The sequence below is a fragment of the Staphylococcus condimenti genome, assembly GCF_001618885.1.
Lineage (GTDB): Bacteria > Bacillota > Bacilli > Staphylococcales > Staphylococcaceae > Staphylococcus > Staphylococcus condimenti.
This window is the reverse complement of record NZ_CP015114.1, coordinates 116405-141887: the sequence shown is the minus strand read 5'-3', so window position 1 is coordinate 141887 and position 25483 is coordinate 116405. Positions and strand designations below refer to the sequence as shown.

General features: G+C 34.2%; 21 protein-coding genes. 4 read left to right on the top strand and 17 right to left on the bottom strand.

Annotated features, from left to right (window positions below; translation table 11 throughout):
- The first annotated feature begins 322 nt into the window (after positions 1-322).
- Complete coding sequence (locus A4G25_RS00835; RefSeq protein WP_047131906.1) at positions 323-1228, top strand: biosynthetic peptidoglycan transglycosylase; 906 nt, start codon at positions 323-325, stop codon at positions 1226-1228.
- A 56-nt stretch (positions 1229-1284) separates the two neighbouring features.
- On the opposite strand, the gene A4G25_RS00830 is transcribed toward A4G25_RS00835, so the two are convergent.
- Together A4G25_RS00830 and acsA are read right to left on the bottom strand one after the other, a co-directional pair.
- Positions 1285-2952 (bottom strand): formate--tetrahydrofolate ligase, encoded by a 1668-nt coding sequence (locus tag A4G25_RS00830; protein WP_047131907.1) that lies wholly within the window; start codon positions 2950-2952, stop codon positions 1285-1287.
- 392 nt (positions 2953-3344) lie between these two features.
- Positions 3345-5057 (bottom strand): acetate--CoA ligase, encoded by a 1713-nt coding sequence (acsA, locus tag A4G25_RS00825; protein WP_047131908.1) that lies wholly within the window; start codon positions 5055-5057, stop codon positions 3345-3347.
- Positions 5058-5287: 230 nt separating this feature from the next.
- Here acsA and A4G25_RS00820 point away from each other — a divergent pair, with 230 nt between their 5' ends.
- Positions 5288-5920, top strand: a complete 633-nt coding sequence (locus A4G25_RS00820; protein WP_047131909.1) for a GNAT family N-acetyltransferase — start codon at positions 5288-5290, stop codon at positions 5918-5920.
- A gap of 12 nt (positions 5921-5932) precedes the next feature.
- Entirely contained in the window at positions 5933-7087 is a 1155-nt protein-coding gene (locus tag A4G25_RS00815; RefSeq protein WP_047131910.1) for an acetoin utilization protein AcuC, read from the top strand.
- 69 nt (positions 7088-7156) lie between these two features.
- Here A4G25_RS00815 and ccpA read toward each other — a convergent pair whose 3' ends face one another.
- The 10 genes from ccpA to A4G25_RS00765 all read right to left on the bottom strand — a co-directional run bounded on the left by ccpA (position 7157) and on the right by A4G25_RS00765 (position 19873).
- Positions 7157-8146 carry a catabolite control protein A gene (ccpA, locus tag A4G25_RS00810; RefSeq protein WP_047131911.1) on the bottom strand — a complete coding sequence of 330 codons (990 nt, stop codon included), beginning with the start codon at positions 8144-8146 and terminating at the stop codon, positions 7157-7159.
- Positions 8147-8438: 292 nt separating this feature from the next.
- Complete coding sequence (locus tag A4G25_RS00805) at positions 8439-9527, bottom strand: bifunctional 3-deoxy-7-phosphoheptulonate synthase/chorismate mutase (protein WP_047131912.1); 1089 nt, start codon at positions 9525-9527, stop codon at positions 8439-8441.
- Between the two features lie 261 nt (positions 9528-9788).
- Positions 9789-11171 (bottom strand): hypothetical protein, encoded by a 1383-nt coding sequence (locus A4G25_RS00800; protein ID WP_047131913.1) that lies wholly within the window; start codon positions 11169-11171, stop codon positions 9789-9791.
- Positions 11172-11307: 136 nt separating this feature from the next.
- Positions 11308-11748, bottom strand: a complete 441-nt coding sequence (locus tag A4G25_RS00795; RefSeq protein WP_047131914.1) for a DUF948 domain-containing protein — start codon at positions 11746-11748, stop codon at positions 11308-11310.
- A gap of 70 nt (positions 11749-11818) precedes the next feature.
- A complete protein-coding gene (gene murC, locus A4G25_RS00790) occupies positions 11819-13132 on the bottom strand; it encodes a UDP-N-acetylmuramate--L-alanine ligase (protein ID WP_047131915.1) in 1314 nt (437 codons plus the stop codon).
- Positions 13133-13150: 18 nt separating this feature from the next.
- On the bottom strand, positions 13151-16852 hold the full coding sequence (locus A4G25_RS00785) for a DNA translocase FtsK (protein ID WP_047131916.1): 3702 nt from the start codon (positions 16850-16852) through the stop codon (positions 13151-13153).
- 25 nt (positions 16853-16877) lie between these two features.
- Positions 16878-17477 (bottom strand): YtpR family tRNA-binding protein, encoded by a 600-nt coding sequence (gene ytpR, locus A4G25_RS00780; protein WP_047131917.1) that lies wholly within the window; start codon positions 17475-17477, stop codon positions 16878-16880.
- Positions 17478-17492: 15 nt separating this feature from the next.
- Complete coding sequence (locus A4G25_RS00775; RefSeq protein ID WP_047131918.1) at positions 17493-18371, bottom strand: DUF1444 domain-containing protein; 879 nt, start codon at positions 18369-18371, stop codon at positions 17493-17495.
- 95 nt (positions 18372-18466) lie between these two features.
- Positions 18467-18775, bottom strand: a complete 309-nt coding sequence (locus tag A4G25_RS00770; RefSeq protein WP_047131919.1) for a thioredoxin family protein — start codon at positions 18773-18775, stop codon at positions 18467-18469.
- Between the two features lie 21 nt (positions 18776-18796).
- Positions 18797-19873, bottom strand: coding sequence for a M42 family metallopeptidase (locus A4G25_RS00765; RefSeq protein WP_047131920.1), 1077 nt, complete (start codon positions 19871-19873; stop codon positions 18797-18799).
- A gap of 84 nt (positions 19874-19957) precedes the next feature.
- On the opposite strand from A4G25_RS00765, the gene A4G25_RS00760 reads away from it, so the two are divergent.
- The gene (locus A4G25_RS00760) at positions 19958-20269 is read left to right on the top strand and encodes a hypothetical protein (protein ID WP_047131921.1); all 312 of its coding nucleotides are present in this window, start codon (positions 19958-19960) and stop codon (positions 20267-20269) included.
- 65 nt (positions 20270-20334) lie between these two features.
- Here A4G25_RS00760 and A4G25_RS00755 read toward each other — a convergent pair whose 3' ends face one another.
- The 5 genes from A4G25_RS00755 to pepV form a co-directional block, all read right to left on the bottom strand.
- The gene (locus A4G25_RS00755) at positions 20335-21156 is read right to left on the bottom strand and encodes a YtnP family quorum-quenching lactonase (RefSeq protein WP_047131922.1); all 822 of its coding nucleotides are present in this window, start codon (positions 21154-21156) and stop codon (positions 20335-20337) included.
- Positions 21157-21263: 107 nt separating this feature from the next.
- Positions 21264-21899, bottom strand: coding sequence for a tRNA (guanosine(46)-N7)-methyltransferase TrmB (trmB, locus tag A4G25_RS00750; protein ID WP_047131923.1), 636 nt, complete (start codon positions 21897-21899; stop codon positions 21264-21266).
- Between the two features lie 13 nt (positions 21900-21912).
- The gene (locus A4G25_RS00745; protein ID WP_046099168.1) at positions 21913-22704 is read right to left on the bottom strand and encodes a phosphotransferase family protein; all 792 of its coding nucleotides are present in this window, start codon (positions 22702-22704) and stop codon (positions 21913-21915) included.
- A gap of 337 nt (positions 22705-23041) precedes the next feature.
- Positions 23042-23896 (bottom strand): D-amino-acid transaminase, encoded by an 855-nt coding sequence (dat, locus tag A4G25_RS00740; protein ID WP_047131924.1) that lies wholly within the window; start codon positions 23894-23896, stop codon positions 23042-23044.
- Between the two features lie 4 nt (positions 23897-23900).
- Positions 23901-25310, bottom strand: coding sequence for a dipeptidase PepV (gene pepV / locus A4G25_RS00735; RefSeq protein ID WP_047131925.1), 1410 nt, complete (start codon positions 25308-25310; stop codon positions 23901-23903).
- Positions 25311-25483 lie beyond the last annotated feature (173 nt).

The window sequence follows — 25483 nt, the reverse complement described above, 5'->3', positions numbered from 1 at the left end:
GATTATTGAAAAATAAAAAACCCTTACAGTTCAAATACTGTAAGGGCGCATTGATGCACGGTACCACCATACTTAAGGTTTCTCTACTTAATGATACGTTCATTAAATCAAACGTCGGATACTTATCAATCATAAGGCACCAGGTGTATTCGCTCATTTGCTATTGTTAGTTCACAGCACCCACTAACTCTCTGAAAACAGTCAAATCAGTTACTTTTCCTTATCCAAAACATATAATTTTAATTCAAGTATAAGTAACAGCTTATTAAAAGTCAACTTCAATTCGATTATGATATACTTACTTTAATATTGGAGGTTAATCATGAGAACATCACAACCTAGCCATTCTAACTCTGCCAAATCTCTTAAGTTATTTGAACTTTGGTATAAGAGAATTAAATATTTCTTTGTGAGTATTTTTGTTATCATCTTGCTTATTGTCAGCTTATCAGCAGGTTTATTATTAGGCTTTTTCATGAGTATGAGAGCAAACTCTGAAAATATTACAAATGCACAATTACGTGCTCACGTTTTACGGGTGCCAGGTGATGAACAAATTAATTACAAACAAAAAGATTTCTTAAAGCAATATGATGCGTCATTAAACCCTTTACTAGTCGGCCCTAAAAGTGTCAATGCTGTAATTCCTAAAGCATTAGTAGCTTCAGAGGATTCTCTTTATTATAAACACGATGGTATATTGCCTAAAGCACTATTACGAGCGATATTTCAAGATATATTCAATACAGAAGCATCATCAGGAGGCAGCACCATTACGCAGCAAGTGATTAAAAATCAAGTTTTGAATAACGAAAAAACTTATAATCGCAAAGCAAATGAAATTGTTTTAGCGATGAAGCTTGAACGTATAATGTCAAAAGAAGAAATTATGTATATCTATTTAAATATTGTTCCTTTCGGTCGCGATTATAACGGTGATAATATTACCGGTATTTCTTCCGCTTCATACAGTCTTTTCGGTAAACCGCCCAGTGATGTAAATTTACCTGAAGCAGCTTATTTGATCGGACTCGTTCAAAGTCCATACACATACACTCCGTACAATGAAGACGGTACTTTAAAAAAAGATGAGGATTTACAAATCAGTTTAAAAAGACAGCATTATGTATTATGGCGCATGAAAGTAGAAGGAGAAATCAACGACAAAGAATTTCATAAAGCAGAAAAATATAATATAAAAACTCATTTAATGACAAAAAGACCCTGATAGAGCGGAATACAAAATGTAATTCCACTTTTTATCAGGGCCTTAGTTTATTTTAATTAGAATAAACCTTTAGCATGTCCATCTTCAGTTACATCCATATTTAATGCAGCTGGTTTTTTAGGTAAACCTGGCATTGTCATAATTGCACCAGTTAATGCAACTATGAAACCAGCACCTGTTTTAGGTTGTAATTCTCTGATTGTAATTTCAAAGTCATTCGGCGCACCTAAACGATCTTTGTCATCAGTGAATGAATACTGAGTTTTAGCCATACATACTGGATAATTGTCCCAACCATTTTCTTTAATTTGTTTTAATTGTTTCAAAGCACCGCTTGTAAACGTTACTTTATTGCCACCATAGATATTAGTAACAATTTTTTCAATTTTTTCTTCGATTGGTAAATCTAAATCATACGTATGTTTGAAGTCATGTTTTTCATTTAAAACTTCTTGTACTTGTTTGGCTAATTCAACGCCGCCTTTGCCGCCTTTTTCCCACACTTCAGTTAAAGCAACACGTACACCGTTTTCTTTAGCCCAATCTTGTACAACTTGTTCTTCTGCATCAGTATCAGTTACAAATGCATTTAAAGCTACAATTGGTTCTACACCGAATGAACGAATATTTTTGATATGACGTTCTAAGTTAGCTAAGCCGTCTCTGACCGCTTGAACATTTTCTTCTTTCAAGTCGTCTTTTGCTACACCGCCATGCATTTTTAATGCACGAATTGTTGCTACAACAACCGCTGCACTTGGATCAAAACCTGCTTTACGTGCTTTGATATTCATGAATTTTTCAGCACCTAAATCTGAACCGAATCCAGCTTCTGTTACTACAATATCAGCAAGTTTGCGTGCAGTTTCAGTTGCAATAATTGAATTACATCCATGTGCAATGTTTGCAAATGGTCCGCCATGAATTAAAGCAGGTGTTCCTTCGATTGATTGTACCAAGTTAGGTTTAATCGCATCTTTTAAGATCATAGCAAGCGCGCCCTCAACTTTTAAATCTGCAACTGTCACTGGTTTACGGTCACGTGTGTAACCAACAGTGATATTTGCAATGCTTGCTTTTAAATCTTTTAACCCTGTACTTAAACAAAGAATAGCCATAATTTCAGATGCTACAGTAATATTGAAGCCGTCTTCTCTAGGTACACCTTGTGTAGGTCCGCCAAGACCAACTACAACTTTTCTTAATTCACGGTCGTTCATATCAAGTACACGTTTCCATTCAATACGTCGTTGATCGATACCGAGTTCATTACCTTGGTGGATATGGTTATCAATAAATGCAGCTAACGCATTGTTTGCGGTTGTGATGGCATGGAAGTCACCGTTAAAGTGCAAGTTAATATCTTCCATAGGCAATACCTGTGCATAACCGCCGCCTGTTGCGCCGCCTTTAATACCGAATACCGGACCTAGTGCAGGTTCGCGGAGTGCCATCATGACATTTTCTCCTAATTCATGGAAAGCATCTGCCAAACCAACTGTTACTGTAGATTTACCTTCACCTGCTGGTGTTGGGCTCATTGCAGTAACAAGTACGACTTTACCCTTATCTCCTTTGTCTTCTAGCTTATTGATGTCAATCTTTGCTTTGTAATGACCATATTGCTCTAAAGCATCCTCAGGAATACCAATCTTTTCAGCAATTTCTGAAATTGGTTTAATCGTAGCTTGATTTGCTATGTCTAAATCTGATAAATGAGTCAATTCATTCAGCCCCTTACTAAAGTAATAAAGTTACAGTATCGACAACTGTCTGTTGAACGGTTTTCAAAAAACACAACTACCTGTTCCCTCAATAACAAAGCCGCTGCGTTAGAGAACACAAAATTCAAGTGAAATCTCGCTAACAGGCAATGTTTCAACTGTAGGAAAAGCTTTTACATGTTCAATAATAACGAATTATATATTTATTGTCGAACATATTCATCAATTATTTTTTTAGCTTTCTTTCTTTTAATGTAAAAGTTCCATTCAAAATACTCTATAATAATTTTATTGTATTTTAATAGCATTTAATGCAAGCGCTTTCTTGTAATTTGCACATTCAAAAAAGAGATAAGCGCAAAGCTTATCCCTTAAAAGTTTATAATACATATTTAATCTTCCATTGTACTTAAATCGCCTTCTGGCAAATCTAATTCCCAGGCTTTAAGTACACGTCTCATAATTTTACCAGAACGTGTTTTTGGAAGTTTGTCTTTAAATTCAATCTCTCTAGGTGCTGCATGTCCTGACAAACCGTTTTTAACAAATTGGCGAATATCTTCTTTTAATTCATCATCCGGTTCATAACCAGGGTTTAACGCAACAAATGCTTTAATAATTTCGCCACGAACTGGATCAGGTTTACCGATAACCCCTGCTTCTGATACAGCAGGATGCTCAACTAATTTAGATTCTACTTCGAATGGACCAACGCGTTCCCCAGCTGTCATGATGACATCATCTACACGGCCTTGGAACCAGAAGTACCCATCTTCATCTTGATATGCAGAATCTCCTGAAACATACCAGTCTCCGATGAAGTAAGAATCATATTTCTCAGGATTTTTCCAAATCTTACGCATCATTGAAGGCCATCCTTTTTTAATTGCTAAGTTACCCATGCGATTTGGCGGTAATTCATTACCTTGGTCATCGACAATAGCCGCTTCAATTCCTGGTAATGGTTTACCCATTGATCCTAATTTGACATCCATAGAAGGATAATTCACAATCATATGACCGCCAGTTTCAGTCATCCACCATGTATCTAAAACAGTGTGATCAAGCACTTCTTTCGCCCATTTGATAACTTCTGGGTTAAGTGGTTCGCCTACTGATAAAACTTCACGTAATGATGATAAATCATATTTCTTAACAACATCATCACCCGCACTCATCAACATTCGCAATGCTGTTGGAGCTGTATACCAAACAGTGACTTTAAAGTCTTCAATCATACCGTACCAAGCTTCTGGAGAGAATCTTCCTCCAGCAATACAGTTTGTAACACCGTTTAACCAAGGTGCAAAAATACCATATGATGTACCAGTAACCCAACCTGGATCTGCAGTACACCAATAAATATCATCTTCTTGCAAATCTAATACATATTTTCCAGAGATGTAATGTACAATCATCGCATCTTGAACATGTAATACACCTTTTGGTTGACCAGTTGATCCTGAAGTATAGTGAAGGATCAGACCATCTTCTCTATCTAACCATTCAATATCAAATTGATCACTTGCCTCTTTTAATTCTTTTTTGAAATCTACATATTTATCATCAACATCATCATCATCTACAACAATAATTGTTTCTAAATTCGGCAGTTTATCTTGCGGAATGCGATCTAATAAATCTTTAGTGGTAACAATAACTTTTGCATCACTATTTTCTAATCGATCTGATACCGCTTTTTCCATAAATGCTTCAAACAATGGTCCGACAATTGCACCAGTTTTTAAGATACCGAATAAAGCAAAATATAATTCAGGTGTTCTCGGCATAAAGATAAATACACGATCACCTTTTTCAACATTTGCTTTGTTTTTCAAAACATTGGCTGCTTTATTTGAGTATTCTTGCATTTCCTTAAATGTATAACTTTCACGACGGTTTGCATCTTTATAGTTCAATGCAGTTTTATCGCCTTTACCATCATCTACATGACGATCAATACATTCATAGGCCATATTAACTTTACCAGTTTCATGCCAAGTAAATGCTTTTTCTACCTCTTTCCAATCAAAGTTCTTGTATGTTTCTTCGTAATCTTGAAGGTTATAATTACCTTCTCCCCCTTTGTATACATCGACTTTCATTTGAAATGCCCCCTTCGTTTGAAATCGTTTTCATAAGGCTATTATACAAAAACATGAGCTAACATTCAAAATATAATTATGATAATTCTGATTTTTGTGTTAATTATGTACGGAAAACATTATAATAGTATTAAATACACGAGGATAAAATATTGATTATTTTTAAAGTGAATCAAAAGAATTTGAAATTTCTATTTGTATTTTGAATATCTAAAAGGAAGTGGCGATATATGGAACATATCAAAACATATGTAAAGCAGGAATACACACGCAATGGTGAAAAATATGTCATTGAAGGTCCAGTACCGCGAGAAAAACTTGAAACAATGAGTTATGATGATGGGCTTGATGCTTTCAGAAAGCCGATTGAGCAATTTGAGGCAATCCAAGAAATAAGTGAATTGCCTGAAGGACGTATTTATGTTCTCCGTAAAGATAATAAAATAGTTGGTTATGTAACTTATCATTATCCAGATCCTTTAGAGCGTTGGTCGACGGGGAATTTACCCTATCTAGTTGAACTTGGAGCAATTGAAGTCGCCTTGCCTTATCGTGGAACTGGACTTGGCAGCGAGTTGATTAAACAAAGTTTAAAAGAAGACGAATTTGAAGATTACATTATTTTAACAACAGAATACTACTGGCATTGGGATTTAAAAAATTCCAAATTAGATGTTTATGAATATAAAAAATTAATGCAAAATTTAATGGCACAAGGAGGATTAGAAATTTTTGCAACGGATGATCCTGAGATAACAGGTCACCCAGCTAATTGTTTGATGGCAAGAATCGGTTCACGAATTAGTTTAGATCAGATAAAAGCATTCGATGATGTACGTTTTATGAACCGATTTTTCTACTAAAGGGGAGATTTTATGAGTCAAAAAAACAAACAAACGGGGTATGTTTATTCAAATCAACTTATGCAATATCGGTTTAGTAATGATCATCCTTTTAATCAGATGAGACTGAAACTGACTACAGAATTGTTAATCGATGCAGGTTTATTAAAACCAGACCAAATTATAACACCGCGTATTGCAACCGATGAAGAGTTGACTTTAATTCACTCCTATGACTATGTCAATGCAATCAAGCATGCATCTCATGGGATATTAAGCCCTTCTGAAGCTAAAAAATATGGGTTGGCTGATGAAGATACATCACAATTTAAACATATGCACCAGCATAGTGCACGTATTGTCGGGGGCGCTCTGAAACTTGCTGATATGATTGTGAATAACGAATTACAAAATGGTTGTCATTTAGGCGGAGGCTTGCACCATGCTTTGCCTGGAAGAGCTAACGGTTTTTGTATATATAATGATGTCGCTATTACAGCAAAATATTTATCTAAAAAATATGGTTTGCGCGTAATGGTCATAGATACAGATGCACATCATGGGGATGGCGTGCAATGGAGTTTTTATACTGATAATGATATTCTTAATTATTCAATTCATGAAACAGGAAAATTTTTATTTCCTGGTTCAGGTCACTATACTGAACGCGGCAAAGAACAAGGATTCAGTTATTCAGTGAATGTTCCATTAGAACCTTATACAGAAGATGAATCTTTTATAGAGTGTTTTAAAAAGACAGTCACACCTGTCGTCAAGTCATATCAACCTGATATATTATTAAGTGTACATGGGGTCGATATTCATTATTTAGATCCACTTACACACATGAATTGTACTTTAGATGCACTTTATGAAGTACCATACTATATTAAATCTCTTGCAGATACTTATACAAACGGAAAAGTAATGATGTTTGGCGGCGGAGGTTATAATATTTGGCGTGTCGTGCCTAGAGCTTGGAGTCATGTTTTTTTAAGTTTAATGGATCAGCCTATTCAACATGGCGATTTACCTGAAGAGTGGGTTGAAAAGTGGCAACATTACTCCCCTCTTGATTTGCCTACAACGTGGGATGATAAGCGTTTGGACTATATGGAAATTCCCAGAACCGCAGAGATTGCAGCTAAAAATTTAAAGCATGCAAATCAAGTTGCAAGCTGGTTTTAAAAATTTAAAAAGCACTTGGAATAGCGTAATTTATAACGCGTCGATTCCAAGTGCTTTTTAATTTATATATTATCGTGTTGTACCACGATATTCTATTCTATAAGGCAAGATAACATTCGATTCCGTAATGTCCTCATTATTCATATACTTCGTTAATAAACGCATACCAACTGCCCCTATATCATATAATGGTTGGATGACACTTGATAATTGCGGACGAACCATTTCAACGAGTCGCGTATTATTGAAGCTTACAACTTGCAGATTTTCAGGAATTTTCACTTCAGCATCTAAAGCTGCATGAACAATTCCGATTGCTTGTTCATCACTGATTGAAAGGATTGCATCGGGGTTATATTGTGAAATCGTATCAAATGCATTCAATCCATCTTTATAAGTTTCTTTACCAGTAAATTTCAATTTTTCATCTAATGATAAGTGATGTTGCTGAAGCACTTCTTCTAGGCCTTCTAAAACATCTGCTTCTGCTTTTTCAGAATTATTTCCACCAACAAATGCAAATTGTTTTGCACCTGTCTCAATTAAATGTTCTGTTACTTCTTTTGATGCTTGCTTATAGTCGATATTAACTGAAGCAATGCTATGGTCATCATCACTTGTACCTGATACAACAACAGGTACTGATGATGTTTCAATAAGTCTTTCTAATTCATCATCTAAAGTACCGCCTAAGAAAATAATTCCATCTACTTGTTTACTAAGCAGATTATTAAATATTTCTTTTGCTTTTTCTGGATCATTATCGGAATTAGAAATGATTGAATGATATTTATACATTGTTGCAATATCTTCCAACCCGCGTGCAAGCTGTGAATAATAGACATTTGAAATATCCGGGATAATTACCCCTACTGTTGTTGTTTTCTTGCTTGCTAAGCCTCTAGCGACCGCATTTGGTCTGTAGTTTAACTTTTTAATGACTTCATTAACTTTATCTCTCGTTTCAGGTTTTACATTTTGGTTGCCATTTACTACGCGAGAAACTGTTGCCATTGATACTCGTGCTTCTCTTGCAACATCGTATATCGTTACGGTCATGTTATCATCCTTTCTGTAAGCGTTTCAAATACTATTATAGTAAGTTTTCATAGCATTTTCAAAGTTTACCACAAATTCTTTCAGAGTTAAATTAATATAATCTTTTTGTCACTTATTTGTCAAAGAAATGAAACTTAAAAGAAGAATTTCATTATATTATTTCTCTGTTTTAATCAGACTCACTAATACTAAATTTTGCCACAATAATAAGCTTCTTCCAAATAACCTGCTGTATAAGCAGCGATATTGAAAGAAGCTATATCAAACTAATCAACTAAAATTAAGTTGATTTTTAGCGTAATTGATTATTATCATACATATCTGCTAATGGTTTTAATTCATTGTAGAATTTATCAAACTGTTCTAAATCCATTTGTTGGCCACTATCACTAAGCGCTACTGCTGGATCAGGATGAACCTCTGCCATTACCCCGTCAGCTCCAACAGCTAATGCTGCTTTTGCAGTTGGCAACATAATATCTTTTCTGCCAGTACTATGTGTTACATCGACCATTACTGGTAAATGTGTACCTTGTTTTAAAATAGGTACTGCAGAAATATCTAAAGTATTACGTGTTGCTTTTTCGTATGTTCTGATACCGCGTTCACATAAAATAATGTTGCTATTACCTTGAGAAGCAATGTATTCTGCAGCAAAGATGAATTCTTCAATTGTAGCTGACATACCTCTTTTTAATAATACAGGTTTATTTGTACGTCCTGCTTCTTTTAACAATTCAAAGTTTTGCATGTTACGTGCTCCAATTTGGAATACATCTAAGTAATCATCAGCTAACTCTAAATCAGCAGGAGTAACAATTTCACTTACAACATTTAAACCATATTTATCTTTCACATTTTTTAAGATTTTCAGACCTTCTAAACCTAATCCTTGGAAATCATATGGTGAAGTACGTGGTTTGAAAGCACCGCCACGGATAAATTTTAAACCTTTACTTTGTAAATCTGCAGCTACTTTATCTACTTGTTCTTGTGATTCTACTGAACAAGGTCCAAAGACGAATGATTTGTTACCATCACCAATTACGCCGCCATTATCGAATTTTACAATTGTATCTTCAGGTTTTAATTTTCTTGATACAATAAGATGCTTTTCGTGATCTGCTTTTTGTAAATCTGTGGATGCTTTAAAAATTTCTTTGAATAATTGTTTAATTACATTGTCGTTAAATGGACCATTATTTTTCTCAATTAATGCATTCAACATTACTTTTTCACGTTCAGGGTCATATACCTTAGTCCCCTGCTTACGTTTTTCTTCTCCGATTTTTTGTGCAAGTTCCCCACGTTTTACAAGAAGATCCAAAATTTGTTCATTAATGTCTTCGATTTCATTTCTGTACTGTTCCAACTTATTCATTACCTGGTCACCTCTATGTAATTATTTTGGCATCCAACTTATTACACTTTAAAGCGGTAAAAAATTGAATTTAACAAGTATTGTAGCAGTAAGTTTATTAAATTTCAACCTTTGCGGCTTAATAATCTCATATTTTAAATAATTTACAATTTTCACACATTTAATAAGGCCATGATACTACGCTTTTTACTTAATATCTACCAAAATTTAATAAAAATAAATCAGCCTTACCTTTGCAAGGCTGATTTATAATCATCTCTCTTAATCATTGAATGTTTTCTTTTCAATTTTTTTCTTAGTTGCTTCACCTTTTGGTTGATTTGATGTTTGTTTAGTTGTAGATTTTGCTTTATTAGCAGATTCGTCAGTTTTGTTCTTAGATGTAGATTTCGGTGAATTATTTTGACTTTGTGATTTTGTTTTTGTTGTTGTTTTTTGTGTTGTTGTTTTACTACCTTTTGCAGCAGGTTTTCGAGTTGTTTTAGTCGTTGTTTTTGTTACATCTTTTGATGAAGACGCTTTAGCTTGTTTAGTAGTTGTTGCTGCTGTCTTTTTAGGTGTATCAGTTGTTTTTGAAGTTTGTGTTTTCGTTGTAGTAGTATTGTTTACTGTTTTAGATTCTACTTTTGCTGTCGGTTCATCATTTTTTGTTGTTGATTTTTGAGAAGTTTCTTTTTTGTTTGCAGCTTTACTTGAAGCGCCTTCTACTTTTGTTGCATTAATGTTTTCTTCAGATTTACCTTCTTCTTTAGCGGCAACTTTAACTGCAGATTCATCATCTTTTTTTGCACTTACAACTGTATGTCCAGCAACGCTTTTACTTTCATTTGCATGGTTTTCAGTAGCTTTGTCATGCGTGATTACACCTTTATCCATTGAAGCTTTTTCATGTGTTTGTTTTGTACGTTTCTCTGCTGGTTTAGGTGATGGTTTTGATGATGACTTAGATTTAGTTGGTTTTGCTGTTTTAGTATCTGAATTTTTGTCTGAATCAACTACTGTTTTAGTAACTGACACTAATACAGGAACTGTAGCAAGTCCGCTTGCTTTTACTGGTGCTGCTTTGAAAAGTTCATTTACATTTGCGGCTACAGTGTTATCATTTTCAATCAATTTTGCTTTTTCTTTTGCTGCCTTAGCATTTCCTGCAGCTGTGAATTCAAGTGTAGCTGCCTCAGCTTTTGAAGTAGATGGTGTGCTGTCATCACCAGATACTTCTTCTTGAGCTTGTGGAGAAACGTCGGCTAAATCATGAGCAGCTGCTTCATTTCTGATTGCTTGCTTTTCAGCGCGTAATGTTTCAACATCATATTCTTGATCGTCATTTTTGACCTTTTGTGCAACTTCATTTCTAATTTGTTGCGCAACATCTTTCATGCCTTGAAGTTGGTCTTGTGCATTCGCTTTTAAGGCATCTGTTTGTGCACTTACTTTTTCTTTCATAGTTGGTTTGTCTTGTTCATATTTTTCTTCTACTTGTTGTTCTTGTTGTTTACGTTTTTTGACTTGATTTAAAATGAATCCAACTGCCGATCCGATAAAAGCACCTGCTATAAATCCAGATACGAAATCTTTACGTACTGTGTCAGCCATGGCTTCAACTTCATAGATTTCTAATTTAGCTTCATCATTTTTCTTTCTCATTTTTTGCCTCCTATAAATAAAAGCACTTAAACAAAGTTGATTCAACCTCATTTAAGTGCAATTTGTAAGTACTATAATTGATTATGTTTGAGCCTACAGATGAGGTATACAGTTCAATTGAACTACATTATACCATTTAGCCTCTGTAGTTTGCACTTTCTCTTTGTTGCTTTCTATATTGCCATTTATCAGCAATTTCCATCGCAACATTAGACCATTGGATGACTTGTGAAATTTTGTCTTCATTTTGAGAAATATTATGTGCAATTGAGTTTGTTACTCGGTCCACTGATCCATCTAAATCTTGGATAGAATCACCGATTCCTTTTACTCCATCAACTACAGAATTTAAGCGGTCCACTTTATCTTGAATATCTTCAGTTAAGCGGTTTGCTTTGTGAAGTAAGTCTGTTGATTCACGAGTAATCCCTTGTACTTGACCTTCGATTCCGTCAAGAGTTTTAGCAACATAGTCTAAATTTTTCTTAACAGATACTAAGACTAGCACAATTCCGATTACTAAAATTAAAAATGCTACTGCTGCAATTAGACCTGCTACAGGTAAAATCCAGTCCATTAAAAACGCCTCCTAAATAGCTTATGTCTTATTTTTTTAAAATACCCAAAGCAAAAATAGTATAAACATATTAAAATTCATTTGTTACGCCGTTATTTTCCATATAGGCACGCTCGATTTTTTGAATATCTCCTGCTCCCATAAATAAAATAACCGCATTATCAAATTCATTTAAAATGTTTACATTGTTTTCACCGATTAGCTGAGCACCTGGAATACGATCAATTAAATCTTGAATAGTTAAACTACCATCATGTTCTCTGATAGATCCGAAGATATCGCACAAGAAAACTCGATCTGCTTTACTCAAGCTCTCAGCAAACTCTTTCAAGAAAGCTTTGGTTCTTGAAAAAGTATGCGGTTGGAAAACAGCAATTACATCTTTGTTCGGATATTTTTTCCTTGCTGTCTCAATTGTAGCATTAATTTCACGTGGATGGTGGGCATAATCGTCAACTAATACTTGATTATGTAACTTTGTTTCATTGAAACGTCTTTTTACCCCTCCAAATGTTTCTAATGCCTCTTTGATGTTTTCTATATCAAGACCCTCAAGATAACATACCATGATAACTGCAAGTGTATTTAAAATATTATGATCACCATATTGAGGAGATAAAAATCGATCAAAATATTTACCATCGATATAAACATCAAACTGTGTACCATGCTCAGTAATTTGAATGTTATCAGCATAAATATCTTCATCTTTTTCTAATCCATAATAATAAATTGGAACGTCTGCTTTGATTTTTTGTAAGTGTTCATCTTTTCCCCATGCAATAATGCCTTTTTTTACGTTATATGCCATTTCTTGGAAAGCATTAGTAACATCATCAACATCTTTAAAATAATCAGGATGATCGAAGTCGATATTTGTCATTATTGCATAATCAGGACGATAGCTTAAAAAATGACGTCGATATTCGCATGCTTCAAAAGCAAAGAATTCACTTTGCGGAATACCTAAGCCGGTACCATCACCAATTAAGAAAGAAGTTCTTTTATCTCCGTTCATTACATGAGATAACAGACCAGTTGTAGATGTTTTACCATGAGCACCAGTTACTGCAATTGAAATATACTGTTCTATGACATGTCCTAAGAATGTTGGATAGTCAATAACTTCCAAATCTAACTCATGTGCACGTACAATTTCTTCGTGTGTATCTGAAAAGGCATTTCCTTGAATGATTGTCATGCCTTCTTTAATATTTTCAGGATTGAAAGGTAATATTTTGATCCCTTTATTTCTTAATGCTTTTTCTGTAAACACATATTGGTCTATGTCGGAACCTTGGACTTCATGACCCAAATCATGCATTATTTGGGCTAAAGAACTCATACCAGATCCTTTAATTCCGACAAAATGATAGTGTGTCATATTAACACTCCTTCTTTCTTATTCCTCATTTATTTCAGCTGAAGTTAAATAAACTTCTCTTGGTTTAGAACCATTGGAGCCTGAAATATATCCCAATTCTTCTAATTGGTCAACAATTCTTGCTGCCCTGTTATAACCGATTTGGAAGTGTCGTTGGATTAATGATGTAGAAATGTGACCTTCTGCAACCATAAATCTGCAAACTTCATCAAATAAATCGTCTTTAGATTGGGCTTTCGTTTGTTTTAATAATTCTTTTTCTTCAAACAAATATTCAGGTTGACGCTGTTCTTTAATAAAGTCAACAACAGCATCAATTTCTTCATCCGAAACAAAACTGCCTTGAACTCTAATCGGTTTATTCATACCATTACCAAGATAAAGCATATCGCCATATCCTAATAATCGTTCAGCACCGCCACTGTCTAGAATCGTTCTTGAATCCACACTAGATGATACCATAAATGCTATACGTGTTGGAATATTTGCTTTAATTAATCCAGTGATAACATTTACAGATGGTCTTTGTGTAGCAACCAGCATATGGATACCGCAAGCACGTGCTTTTTGCGCAATTCGCGCAATTGATTGTTCTACTTCTTGAGGTGCCATCATCATTAAATCTGCTAGTTCATCAATAACAATAACGATTTTTGGTAAACGCTGCTCGTAAGATGCTTTTTTATTAAACGCCGTAATATTTCGCACATGATATTGTGCAAACAACTTATAACGTTTTTCCATTTCATCTACAGCCCATTTTAAACTTTGTGTGGCCGCTTTTACATCCGTAATAACCGGTGATACTAAATGAGGTAATCCGTTATACGGTGCTAGTTCTACCATTTTAGGATCAATCAGAAGTAGTTTAAGCTCTTCAGGATGATTTTTATACAGCAAAGAAAGCAGCATACTATTAATAGCAACGGACTTACCTGAACCAGTTGCACCAGCTATAAGTGCGTGTGGTGTTTTTGCAATATCCATCAATAATGGTTCATTATTGATTCTATTACCCATGGCTACTGTTAACTTAGATTCGGCATTTTTGAATTTCGGACTTTCAATAATCGATCGTAAGTTAACCTTAGTAGGAGAAACATTCGGTACTTCTATACCTACTAAACTTGTGCCAGGTATCGGTGCTTCGATTCTGATATCTTTAGCTGCTAATGCCATTTTTAAATCGTCTTGTAATGCAGTAATACGAGATACCTTAACGCCTTTTTCTACAGATAATTCAAAACGAGTGACACTAGGACCTTCAGTTACATTTTTAACTTCTGCAGGTACATTAAAGTAATAAAAAGCATCATTAAGTTCTTGTTTTTTCTCTTCAATCCATTCTTCATCAATTTCATGAATCTCTGGATCATCGAGCAATTCTACACTCGGCAGTTTTAAATTAGGCCCTTTCCTAATGCCTTCATGCGCTGTTGCTTTAGATATTTTTATATCCTCTTCTGATGCAGCATCTTGATTTTGTTCTGCATGATTTATTTGAGATTGTTCTTCTATAGGTTTTTGTTCAACATGCAGTTGGTTCATACTTTCTGTTATATGACCCGCTTCTTTTTGTTTCGTATTATTTTCCTGATGCTCGCTTTTTTCAAAACTATTATTTTGTTTTTCATCTTGACCATTTTCAATTTCTGGTTTGTTTTCTTGAGTTGCTGTCTTCATAGTTGATGATTCATTTTTAATATCAGGTCTTAATGATGATGTAGATTTATGTTGATTTGCTTTTTGCATTCTTCGTTTATCTGAAGGTGTCATCATAACATTAAACGGTTTTGCCCCTTTACGAAGAGGTCGCTTTATCTCAGATATGTTGTCAGATTGATGACCTTCTGCTAAATCACTCTTATCATCTTCTTGCTTATCAACAGAATCATTTTTATCAGATGTTGTTTCTTCTGCAGAAATCGTTTCATCTTCAGAAGCAGCTCTTTTTGATTCATCATTCAAAGCATCATTATGATTTTTAGTACTTGATGTTTCTGATGGTGTATTGAATGACTGCTCTGGAACCAGTTTAGGTTCTAATGAGCCGCCTTCTTTGTTTTGTTCATTTGCATGTTCTGTTCTATCAACATCTTCTGTTTTATCTAATGATGCATCTTTTTGATAAGACGGTTTCAACTCTGGTTCTAATGATTTAAACTCTTTTTCTAAGTGAGTTTGATCATTATTATCTTCTATGCCATGTAGATTAGATTGAGCTTTCGGCTCAACTTTAGAATCATTTTCTGGCTTTAATGCAGGTTCATTTGTTGAAGTTGATGCTTGAACTTGTTGATCTTTGTCACTTTCTGACATTTCTTCAGTAACATCTTCAGCAAATGGAACACTAGTTTCTGATTTATTAATATGACTCTCTGTATGTTCAATCGGATCGTCATCCATTTCAGTATACTGAGCATCAGTAATTTCATGTTCAGCATTTTTTAATGGTTGTGCTGTTCCCGTTGATTTTGAAGTCGCTTCTGAATCAATATTATTTTGAGTCTCATCATAAATATTTTCATTTTCTGCTTCAGTTTCATCATTAACAATTTCCACATCTTTATCATCTATAGATTGAACTTGTTGAACGTCATCTAAATTGATTTCTTCATAGTCAAAATCTGAATTTAAATCATGTTCCTCTTCAGAAACGCCCGTTTTCTCTTCATTATCTATAGATTGTTTTAAATCATCATTAAAACTTTCTTGATTGCTCTCGTTATTTTCAGCAATTGCATCGTCTTCGTGGAATACAGAATCTTCTACATATTGTTTTGCTTGTTTAGCATACATATCATCAATCGCTTTTTGAATTGAATCAGTATCTTCTTGCTCACGCTTTTGTTGCAAAGCTTCTTTGAACTTTTTACGTTTTAAGAATTTACGTTCTCTTTCACGTCTGATTTCTTCAACAATTTGAGAAGCATAGATATTGTTAATATTGATAGTATTATCTGCTTTAGAATAATTAGGTGTCTCCTTCATTGTGTGTTGAAGTTCTTCTTGTGGTTCTGAAGTCGGTTCATGTGCTACATTATTTTGATCATCGGATGTTTTCTCTGTATTTTCATATCTTCTTGAACCATTCAATGGATCAGTCGGTATACGTTCATGCTTTTCATTGTCATCTTCTTTTTTAAATGTACCATCACTTTTAATTACACCATTTTCTAAAGGATGTCGTTTTTTGGTACCAAAGATTGCAGAAGGAACTTCTTCAGCTCTGAATTCACCGCTTCTATAATACACATCTTTTGCATCATAGGCAGACGTATAGTTTTGAACGCGTCGTTTATTAGATGTGTATGATGATTCTTTTGCAGGATTATGATGTTGTTGATTGGATCTTGAGCGTGAACTTCTTGAAGGCCGGAATTCACTTTGTTCTTGATAGTTGTGGTCTTCAAAATTACGTCTTCTTCTGTGACGTCTATTATCTTGTGGAATACTTGCTTCACGAGAAATCTCTTCTGAATGCGGCGCCTGAAAATCTGTATTTGAAGTATCTGTCTCATTACCTACATTTTCAGGATCATTCACATGCAAAGGAAATCGAAAATTACCTTTCGGACGATTATAAATATCATTATTTTCAGGAAGCAATGATTGACGATGACGTTCTTTTTCTTCTAATTTTTGTCGACGTTGACTGTATTTACGTTGATATACTTCTTCGTCATCTCCATCACTAAATAGTTTATCGAACCAGCTCATAAATTCACTTCCTTCCCAAATTTAATTATTCTTCAAAAAATGGTTGTCCAACTTGATAGTCGTCAGATAAGACCATAATCCCTTTTTCTTTTGGTGCATTCGGTAAATCTAATTCTTTCATTGAGCACACCATACCGCTTGATGCTACGCCTCTTAATTCTGCATCTTTGATGACCATGCCACTTGGCATTACAGCACCTACTTTAGCTACAACAACTTTTTGTCCCGCTTCCACATTAGGTGCGCCACAAACAATTTGTAATTCTTCATTACCAACATTTACTTTTAAAATGCTTAGTTTATCAGCATTAGGATGTTTTTCTTTTGTTTCAACATATCCAACTACAAATTTAGGTGATAAATCTGAATCTAATTTATCTTCAATGCCAGCATCGTTAAGTGTTTTTTGTAATTGGTCAACTAGTTCAGGCGTTAGTTTAATATGACCGTTACCTTCTAAAGATAAATGATTCGAGGCATTAAAAATGTTATAACCTACCACAGCGTTATCTTGAGTAATGCGGACTACATCGCCATATTGTTTATATTCAAACTCTCCTTGTGCAGGATCCAGTTGTAAAAACGCGACATCTCCGACACCATTTTTATTATAAAATAAATTCATTGTTATATCTCCTTACTACTTGTCGTTTTTATTATTTTTGTTGGTTTTATTATCTTTTACAGCACTGAGTTCTTGCACTACATTTGGACTGTTATCTTTTTTAGCTTTATTATTTTTAGCTAATATAAAGATAGGTTCGAAATGACCTTTGTCATATGCAAGTGATAATGAAGTGATTGGAACAAGACCGTTCGTGAAGAATTCCATCGTTAGATGCGCCATCACATCATATCCTGTTTTATTACGAATATCTGCGATAATTAATACATCTTGATGCGGTATTGCAACCAGCATCTCACCTTCGGCTTTTTCTTCAAATTGGTTAAGAAGCGGCGTGTTTAATATTCTGCTCGCATCATAACCATCATTTGTATTGATAAAGTAAAAAATATTGCCTTTTACTTCATCAGTTTTATATGTGGTATCAAGCTTACGAACGTTAAATAGTGCCATTTCCTTCACTTGTTGTGCCGTAGCATTCAACTGTTTCAACATGCTTTCATCGATTAAACGATACGATTTGCCTAAATCTAAAGCATAATAAATATTAGTTTCAGCTGTATGCTCATCTATAACAAACTTATGCCCTTCTTTCGTTTCTTTTTCAAAACTAGCTGCACGCATTACAGGCATAATTTTCAAATTTTGTATTTCATTTTGAGCTTGTTCGCTCATTTGTTCAATCGTTTCTGTAACATAATAAACAATTTCATCAACAATTGTTTCTTTTTTATCATTATATTTGGCAACAATCGGTGTTAATCTAATTGTTACGCCTTTCCCGTTATCTTTTCTTGCAATGCGCAACGTATCTTCATCACGATTAAATGAAAAATTCACATTTAAATGTTTTAAACGTTCTTTTAATTTATCTCTCATTTGAAAGACATTCATATTTTAACACTCCTAATTACATACCTTTATATAGTTTACCGTAAAAATACCCTTAGGAACAGAAAAAATACATAATTTCCTAAGGGTATTTTGATTTAAATATTATTTATAAATTCATCGATTTGTTCAATTGTTTTACGATCTTTACTCACATAACTACCTACTTGTTCTCCATTTTCATATACTAGAAAACTAGGGATACCCATAATACCAAGTTCAACGTATAAATCGATGAACTGCTCTCTATCCACTGATACAAAAGTAAAGTTTTTATGATTCTCTTCTAATTCAGGTAATCTGGGTTTAATGAATCGGCAGTCTACGCACCAATCAGCTGTAAACATAAATACAGTTTTACCTTGTTTTAATTCATCAAATTGCATAACAGATTCTAAAGTTTTCATTTTTTCATCTTCTTTCTGGGTTTAAGAATATTGTAAACGTTCGATTTGATCGTTATCTAGTGATTTGACTGATTCAAACAATAATTGTCTCGCTGCATAGTAATCGCGAATATCAAATACTGAATCAGAACTATGAATATATCTTGCACATACACCAATTACAGCTGTAGGGATACCACTATTAGCTTTATGAATTTCACCGCCATCAGTGCCGCCTGGTGAAATATAATATTGGTGATTGATATTTTGTTTATCACATAATTGAAGCAGATAATCTCTAAATGATGGTTTCAAAATCATTGTGCCGTCTTTAATACGAATCAACGTGCCTCCGCCTAATTTACCTGATAGTTGCTGGGCACCTTTCATATCATTTGCTGGCGAACAATCCACAACAAAAGCAATATCAGGATCGATTTGTTCAGCAGCTGCACGTGCGCCGCGTAATCCAACTTCTTCTTGCACATTCGCACCTACATATAAATCAACATCTAATTTTATGTCTTTAAATAATTTTAAAATTTCTATTGCTAATAAACAACCATAACGATTATCCCATGCTTTACCTGCATATCGATATTCAGAAAGTTGAATGAATTCAGTGTCAGGTACAATAGAATCACCAATTTCAATACCTTGGCTTCTAACTTCCTCTGCTGATTCACTTCCGATATCTAACATTAAATCTTTGATTTCAGGCAACCCTTCATTACCCGATCTGAAATGTTTTGGAATACTTGCCACAACACCAGTTACGATTTCATTATTGCGATTTTTAACCTTTAATCTCTGACCTTGCCAAATATCAGCTGCAACACCGCCTAAATTGGTGAATTGAATCATTCCATTATCTGTTATATTTGTAATCATGAAGCCTACTTCATCCATATGCGCAGCTATCATCACTTTTTTAGCATTCGGATTTTCTGATCGTTTAACTGCGTAAAAACCACCCATTTTGTTATAAACGAAATCGTCTGCGTATGGCTCCATCTCACTTTTTATGTAATCTTTCAAATCATTTTCAAATCCAGGCGCACTGTGGAATTCGGTTAATATTTTCATTTGTTTTAATGTTTTATTTTTTGTTAAGTCCATATTAAGGAGCCTCCTTATTTATTCATTAATGCCCTTCACTTATGATAGAATATTAATATAACGTAAGTGGAGGTATAAATTGAGATGTCTCGAAAAAAAATTTGGTTATTGTTAGTTTTACCAATCACAGTTTTAGTGAGCGGTGTATTAGTTTACCTCACTATACTAGGCACTAAAAAGTATAACCCATTCAAACTCATTGAAGAGGTTAAAAGTTACTTTATGAATGTAACTGGGTCATACATCGTCTCAGAACCTCAGCCTTTTGAACAAGACGGTATCGAATATGAAGTATATCGTGGCGGAGTGACTACTGAAAACCATGGTAAAGTCAGCAATTATGAATTTGTTGCTGATGCAACAAATGGTAAGATTATTAATATAAAAGAAGTATAATTCATTAGTTCTTAAATACTTAATAATCAACGATGCTTTCTTAAAAAAGAAAGCATCGTTTTTTATTATCTTTTAATCGTATCCTTCATTGTTTTATCTTTTTTATCATATTTAACTGCAAAATAATCAGCATCATGATAAAACAAGAACCAATAGTCATTTTGGATAAAATAAGGTATCAATCGCTCTTTTTCACGAATACTTTGCATTGGATAATCATCATATGAAGTTAACCATAGCGGATTAGAGTGTGCATGTGATGGGAAGATATCTGCCATATGCACAGCATGTTCATTATTACTTTCAATCGTTATGATACTATGGCCGAAACTATGACCGCCTGTATGCTGCATTTTAATACCAGGATAGGGCTCTATGTCATTTTCAAATAATATGACATTCTCTTTATAATCTCCTTGGTTCTGCGGCCAATATGTAGCTTTACTTCTAATATTAGGTGCATTGAACTCATGCCACTCATCTTGCTGGATATAATGAATTGCATTCGGAAATTGAGCATGACCTTCATTGTCTGTTAATCCAGCAGCGTGATCATAATGCATATGTGTCATCAACACAATATCTATATCTTCAGGTGAAAGATTATAATCCGCTAATTCTTTTTTTACAAAGCTTTCATTCTCAACGCCAGAATTACGCTTTTGTTTGTCAGTCAATTTACCATTTCCTAAACCAGTATCAATTAAAATGTTTTTATCTTCAGTCAGAACAAGGATAGGATGTGTAGACATTCTGACCTGATTTTTATCATTTGGTTCTAATTTACGTGACCATAATGGTTTTGGAACAGCACCAAACATCGTACCGCCATCCATATTTGTCATGCCACCATTCAAATAATGGATCTGAAAATTCCCTAATTTCATAATACCCCTCCATTTGAATCTAGTTAATTTAAGTATATGGCTTGTATTATCGAATTTCAAATTCATCAAATCAAAAAACTGCATTCATTTTGAATGCAGTTCATTATTTAATGGAACTTTGCTTCCATACGATAAATACGTGATCCTTTATCAGCAAATTTCCGTTCATATTCAGTTTCGATATTGTCTTCATCATCTTCATCGTGAAGGTTTAAATTAATTTTTGTAAAATACATTCCGAATTGAGACATGCTTTCTAGACTATAAGCGAATAGTCCGCGATTATCCGTTTTAAAATGTATTTCACCTTCATCTTTTAAAATCGCTTTATATAAAGCTAGAAATGAACGATAAGTCAAACGGCGTTTCGCATGTCGTTTTTTTGGCCATGGATCTGAAAAATTCAAATAGACACGATCTACTTCGCCATCTTTGAAATAATCTGTTAATTCCATAGCATCATTGCAGATTAATTTAATATTTTGCAAATCTTTTTCCAATACTTTATCCAAAACGCGAATCATAACATTTTTATCTCGTTCTAACGATACAAAGTTAACTTCCGGCTGTTGTGCAGCTAGTTCTGTAATGAACTGTCCCATGCCAGAGCCGACTTCTATATAAATAGGTTGATCTTTTTCAAACCACTCAGACATCTTACCAGCATGAGTACCATCAAGATCCACAACTGTATTATGTTTGCGTAAATAATCCTCTGCCCAAGGTTTATTTCTTAATCTCATTTGATAATTCTCCTCAAATAAATACGTTGCTGTTCATTACTTCATTTAAGAATTTCAGCCAAATATTCATATCTTTATAGCGTTTTTGTTCTTCATTCCACTCTACTAATCCAATAGCTTGAATTACTGTATACCATTTCATACGTTTGCTTAAATCTAGAGATTCTTTTGCCCCGTACTTTTCAAGCCATTCAGACCATTCACTTTGAGGAACGTAATTGTAAAGCAGCATACCGATATCAATCGCTGGATCTGCTAACATCGCACCTTCCCAATCCACTAGATATAATTCATCATGATCTGACAATAACCAATTGTTATGGTTTACATCACCATGAACTACTGTATAAAAGCGAGGGTCTAAATTAGGCTTATGTTCTTCAAGATAAGTTAATGCTTTTCTAATTACATGATGTGAAAGCACTTGTCTTGAAAGCGAAGTATTGATTTTTTGGTATAAAATATCTGGAGTTATAGGTTCCATTTCCATACGCTTCAACATTGTCAAAAGCGTTTTAGAGCTATGAATCTTTTTAAGCAGTTTTGCTACTCTTGTTTGATTCATCTCTTCGAAAGTAAGTTCACGCCCGTTCTTCCAATGTTGTGCGGTTACAACTTCTCCAGTTTCTATCCGCTTAGTCCAAACTAATTTAGGTACAATGCCTTCTGCAGATAAAGCTGCGATAAAAGGATTTGAGTTTCTTTTTAAAAATAATTTTTGCCCATCTTGTTCAGCCATATAAGCTTCACCAGATGCACCGCCAGCAGAATCCAATGTCCACCCTAACTGATAAAACTGCTCCAACACGTTCACCTCGCTTTCAATTAGAAAATGGCTCAAGAATGGTATTTCAAGAGCCATATTTTACATTTTGCAAATAACATTTTAATCCGTTCATACCTTTAGCACTCATTGTTAATTTTATAGTTTTTAAAGTCTCATTTCAACCAAAAATGAGAAACTAAAAGACACATTTTACCTTCTATGAAACATTCATAATAGGTACTTAATCTTATGATTTTCATGAATTAATTTCTCGAATTGCTGCGTTTTATTTTTATACTTTATAATGCAGCGACAATTAAAAATTATAACACAAATTAGTGCATAACGTTGGATTTTATGTCCATATATTTAAAATTTATTTATTGTGACTTTCTTCAATTTTCTGACTAAAGCCTTCTTGAAGCTTACGTGTTATCGGACCAACTTTACCTTCTCCTACTGCTTCACCGTCTAATTTAATAACTGGCATAACTTCAACAGAAGTACTAGAAACGATAATTTCATCTGCATTTTTCAAAAAGTCGACAGTAAACGTTTCTTCTTTAAAAGGAATATCTGCTTCTTCTGCCACATTTTTAATTACCTGACGTGTAATGCCATTAAGAATAAAGTTATTGATTGGATGTGTATAAATCACACCATCTTTAATCGCATAAACATTACTAGAAGCACCTTCTGTCACCGTATCGCCACGATGTTGAATAGCTTCTGCTGCATTATATTTCACTGCATATTCTTTAGCTAAAACATTACCAAGCAAATTCAAACTTTTAATATCGCAGCGTAACCAGCGAATATCTTCAACTGTTACCGCAAAGATACCATTCTCAAGTTCTTCAAACGGTCTGCCATAACTCTTTGTAAAAGCCATAATTTGCGGTTTTACATCTGGTCCAGGGAAAGCATGATCTCTAGGTGATGCGCCTCTTGTTGCTTGGATATATATTCCGCCATTTTGAACATTATTTTCATCAATTAAAGATTGTACTGTTTGCGTTAAAGACTCAACAGTTTCTTCTAAATCGATATCGATTTCTGCAGCACTGCGTAAAAATCTTTCAAAATGTTCTTTAACTGTAAATAAAGTTCCATCATAAACACGGATGTATTCATAAATACCATCGCCAAAATTATATCCTCTATCGTTATACGGGATGTTTGCGTCTTTTTCATCTACAAATCGGCCATTCAATAACACTTTATTCGTCATATAGTCATTCCTCCACACATAATGCATATAGCGCTTCTAAATAAATGCTAGTTGCATTGAATAATTGTTTTTTAGTGATGTATTCATTTCTTTGATGCATTAAATCTTCTGAGTCGCTGAACATCGCTCCGAATGCTACACCTTTATCTAGGTTACGTGCATATGTGCCGCCGCCAATCGTATATGGTTCTGTCATATCTCCAGTTTGATTACGATATGCTTGTACAAGTGTTTGTACAAAAGGGTCATTTTTATCAACGTAATGAGGGCGTTGTACTTTACCTAAATCTAATTCAAATCCCAATTCTTTTACTTCATTTGTAAAGCGTTTAATTGCGTCATCAAATTCAAATCCTTCAGGATAGCGTAAATTGATGCCGTATTCTCCGCCTTTATCTTTTGAATATGAAATAATACCGATATTCGTTGTTAAATCTCCCATTTTATCAGTATGGAATTTCATACCCATTTTTTCTCCAAAGTGTGATTCAAATAAATATCTTTCACTTAAGTCCGTAAATTTTGCTGCTTGAGCATCTAAATTCAGTTCATTTAAGAAATGAATTAAAAATAATCCAGCGTTTAATCCTATTGATGGAACCATACCATGTACAGCTTTACCTTTTAAGCGTAAAACTAAAGTATCACCATCTAATTCACTTGTGCCATTTAAATCATGTGCATCTAAATAGTTTTGGTACAATTCTGTGATATCAAGATCTTCTGCTTTTACAGTCAGACGCGCTACTGCTTCATCAGGCACCATATTATAACGTTGTCCAGATTCAAGCGATTCTAATACTACATCTGCATGTTTTTCTTCTGTTGAATCATTTTCTTGTTTGATATCAAATGTTGTTATACCTTTTTCACCATGGATTGCTGGGAATTCAGCATCCGGTGCAAAACCTAAACCAGGCATTTCTTCAGATTCAAAATAACGGTTTACACCTATCCAATCAGACTCTTCGTCTGTACCTACAATAATGTGTACACGCTTTTTCCAATCAACATTCATATCGTTTAAAATTTTAACTGCATAATATGCTGCAATTGTAGGCCCTTTATCATCCAAAGTTCCTCTAGCGATAATCGCATTTTCAGTAACTGTAGGTTCAAAAGGAGGTGTATCCCATCCATCTCCTGCAGGCACAACATCGACGTGACAAAGAATACCGAATAAATCTTCACCTTTACCGACTTCGATTCTTCCTGCAACATGATCTACATCATGTGTAGCAAATCCATCACGTTCTGCAAGTTGATACATATAATCAAGCGCAGCTTTTGGTCCTGGTCCGAGCGGTGCATCAGATGTTGCTTTACTATCATCTCTGACACTTTCGATTGATAGCAATCCGGATAAATCAGCTATAATTTGATCTTCATATTCTTGCACTTTTTCTTTCCACATTCGTGATCAACTTCCTTCTCAATTTTTAGTTCACTCTCTATTTTACCCTAACTAATTCTCAAACAACAGTAGTAACTCAATAAATTTTCTGTCAATTTCATCCAGAGTTGATTTGATAGGTTTTATAAGAAGAAATTTTTATTTTCGGTTTTAAAGTAAAAAAAGAGCCTTAG

What these genes read in the sequence shown, in the direction of transcription:
- A4G25_RS00835 (WP_047131906.1), top strand. Translation starts at nt 323, where the DNA reads ATGAGAACATCACAACCTAGCCATTCTAACTCTGCCAAATCTCTTAAG.
- acsA (WP_047131908.1), bottom strand. Translation starts at nt 5,057, where the DNA reads ATGAAAGTCGATGTATACAAAGGGGGAGAAGGTAATTATAACCTTCAA.
- A4G25_RS00820 (WP_047131909.1), top strand. Translation starts at nt 5,288, where the DNA reads ATGGAACATATCAAAACATATGTAAAGCAGGAATACACACGCAATGGT.
- A4G25_RS00815 (WP_047131910.1), top strand. Translation starts at nt 5,933, where the DNA reads ATGAGTCAAAAAAACAAACAAACGGGGTATGTTTATTCAAATCAACTT.
- ccpA (WP_047131911.1), bottom strand. Translation starts at nt 8,146, where the DNA reads ATGACCGTAACGATATACGATGTTGCAAGAGAAGCACGAGTATCAATG.
- A4G25_RS00805 (WP_047131912.1), bottom strand. Translation starts at nt 9,527, where the DNA reads ATGAATAAGTTGGAACAGTACAGAAATGAAATCGAAGACATTAATGAA.
- A4G25_RS00800 (WP_047131913.1), bottom strand. Translation starts at nt 11,171, where the DNA reads ATGAGAAAGAAAAATGATGAAGCTAAATTAGAAATCTATGAAGTTGAA.
- A4G25_RS00795 (WP_047131914.1), bottom strand. Translation starts at nt 11,748, where the DNA reads ATGGACTGGATTTTACCTGTAGCAGGTCTAATTGCAGCAGTAGCATTT.
- murC (WP_047131915.1), bottom strand. Translation starts at nt 13,132, where the DNA reads ATGACACACTATCATTTTGTCGGAATTAAAGGATCTGGTATGAGTTCT.
- A4G25_RS00785 (WP_047131916.1), bottom strand. Translation starts at nt 16,852, where the DNA reads ATGAGCTGGTTCGATAAACTATTTAGTGATGGAGATGACGAAGAAGTA.
- ytpR (WP_047131917.1), bottom strand. Translation starts at nt 17,477, where the DNA reads ATGAATTTATTTTATAATAAAAATGGTGTCGGAGATGTCGCGTTTTTA.
- A4G25_RS00775 (WP_047131918.1), bottom strand. Translation starts at nt 18,371, where the DNA reads ATGAATGTCTTTCAAATGAGAGATAAATTAAAAGAACGTTTAAAACAT.
- A4G25_RS00770 (WP_047131919.1), bottom strand. Translation starts at nt 18,775, where the DNA reads ATGAAAACTTTAGAATCTGTTATGCAATTTGATGAATTAAAACAAGGT.
- A4G25_RS00765 (WP_047131920.1), bottom strand. Translation starts at nt 19,873, where the DNA reads ATGGACTTAACAAAAAATAAAACATTAAAACAAATGAAAATATTAACC.
- A4G25_RS00760 (WP_047131921.1), top strand. Translation starts at nt 19,958, where the DNA reads ATGTCTCGAAAAAAAATTTGGTTATTGTTAGTTTTACCAATCACAGTT.
- A4G25_RS00755 (WP_047131922.1), bottom strand. Translation starts at nt 21,156, where the DNA reads ATGAAATTAGGGAATTTTCAGATCCATTATTTGAATGGTGGCATGACA.
- trmB (WP_047131923.1), bottom strand. Translation starts at nt 21,899, where the DNA reads ATGAGATTAAGAAATAAACCTTGGGCAGAGGATTATTTACGCAAACAT.
- dat (WP_047131924.1), bottom strand. Translation starts at nt 23,896, where the DNA reads ATGACGAATAAAGTGTTATTGAATGGCCGATTTGTAGATGAAAAAGAC.
- pepV (WP_047131925.1), bottom strand. Translation starts at nt 25,310, where the DNA reads ATGTGGAAAGAAAAAGTGCAAGAATATGAAGATCAAATTATAGCTGAT.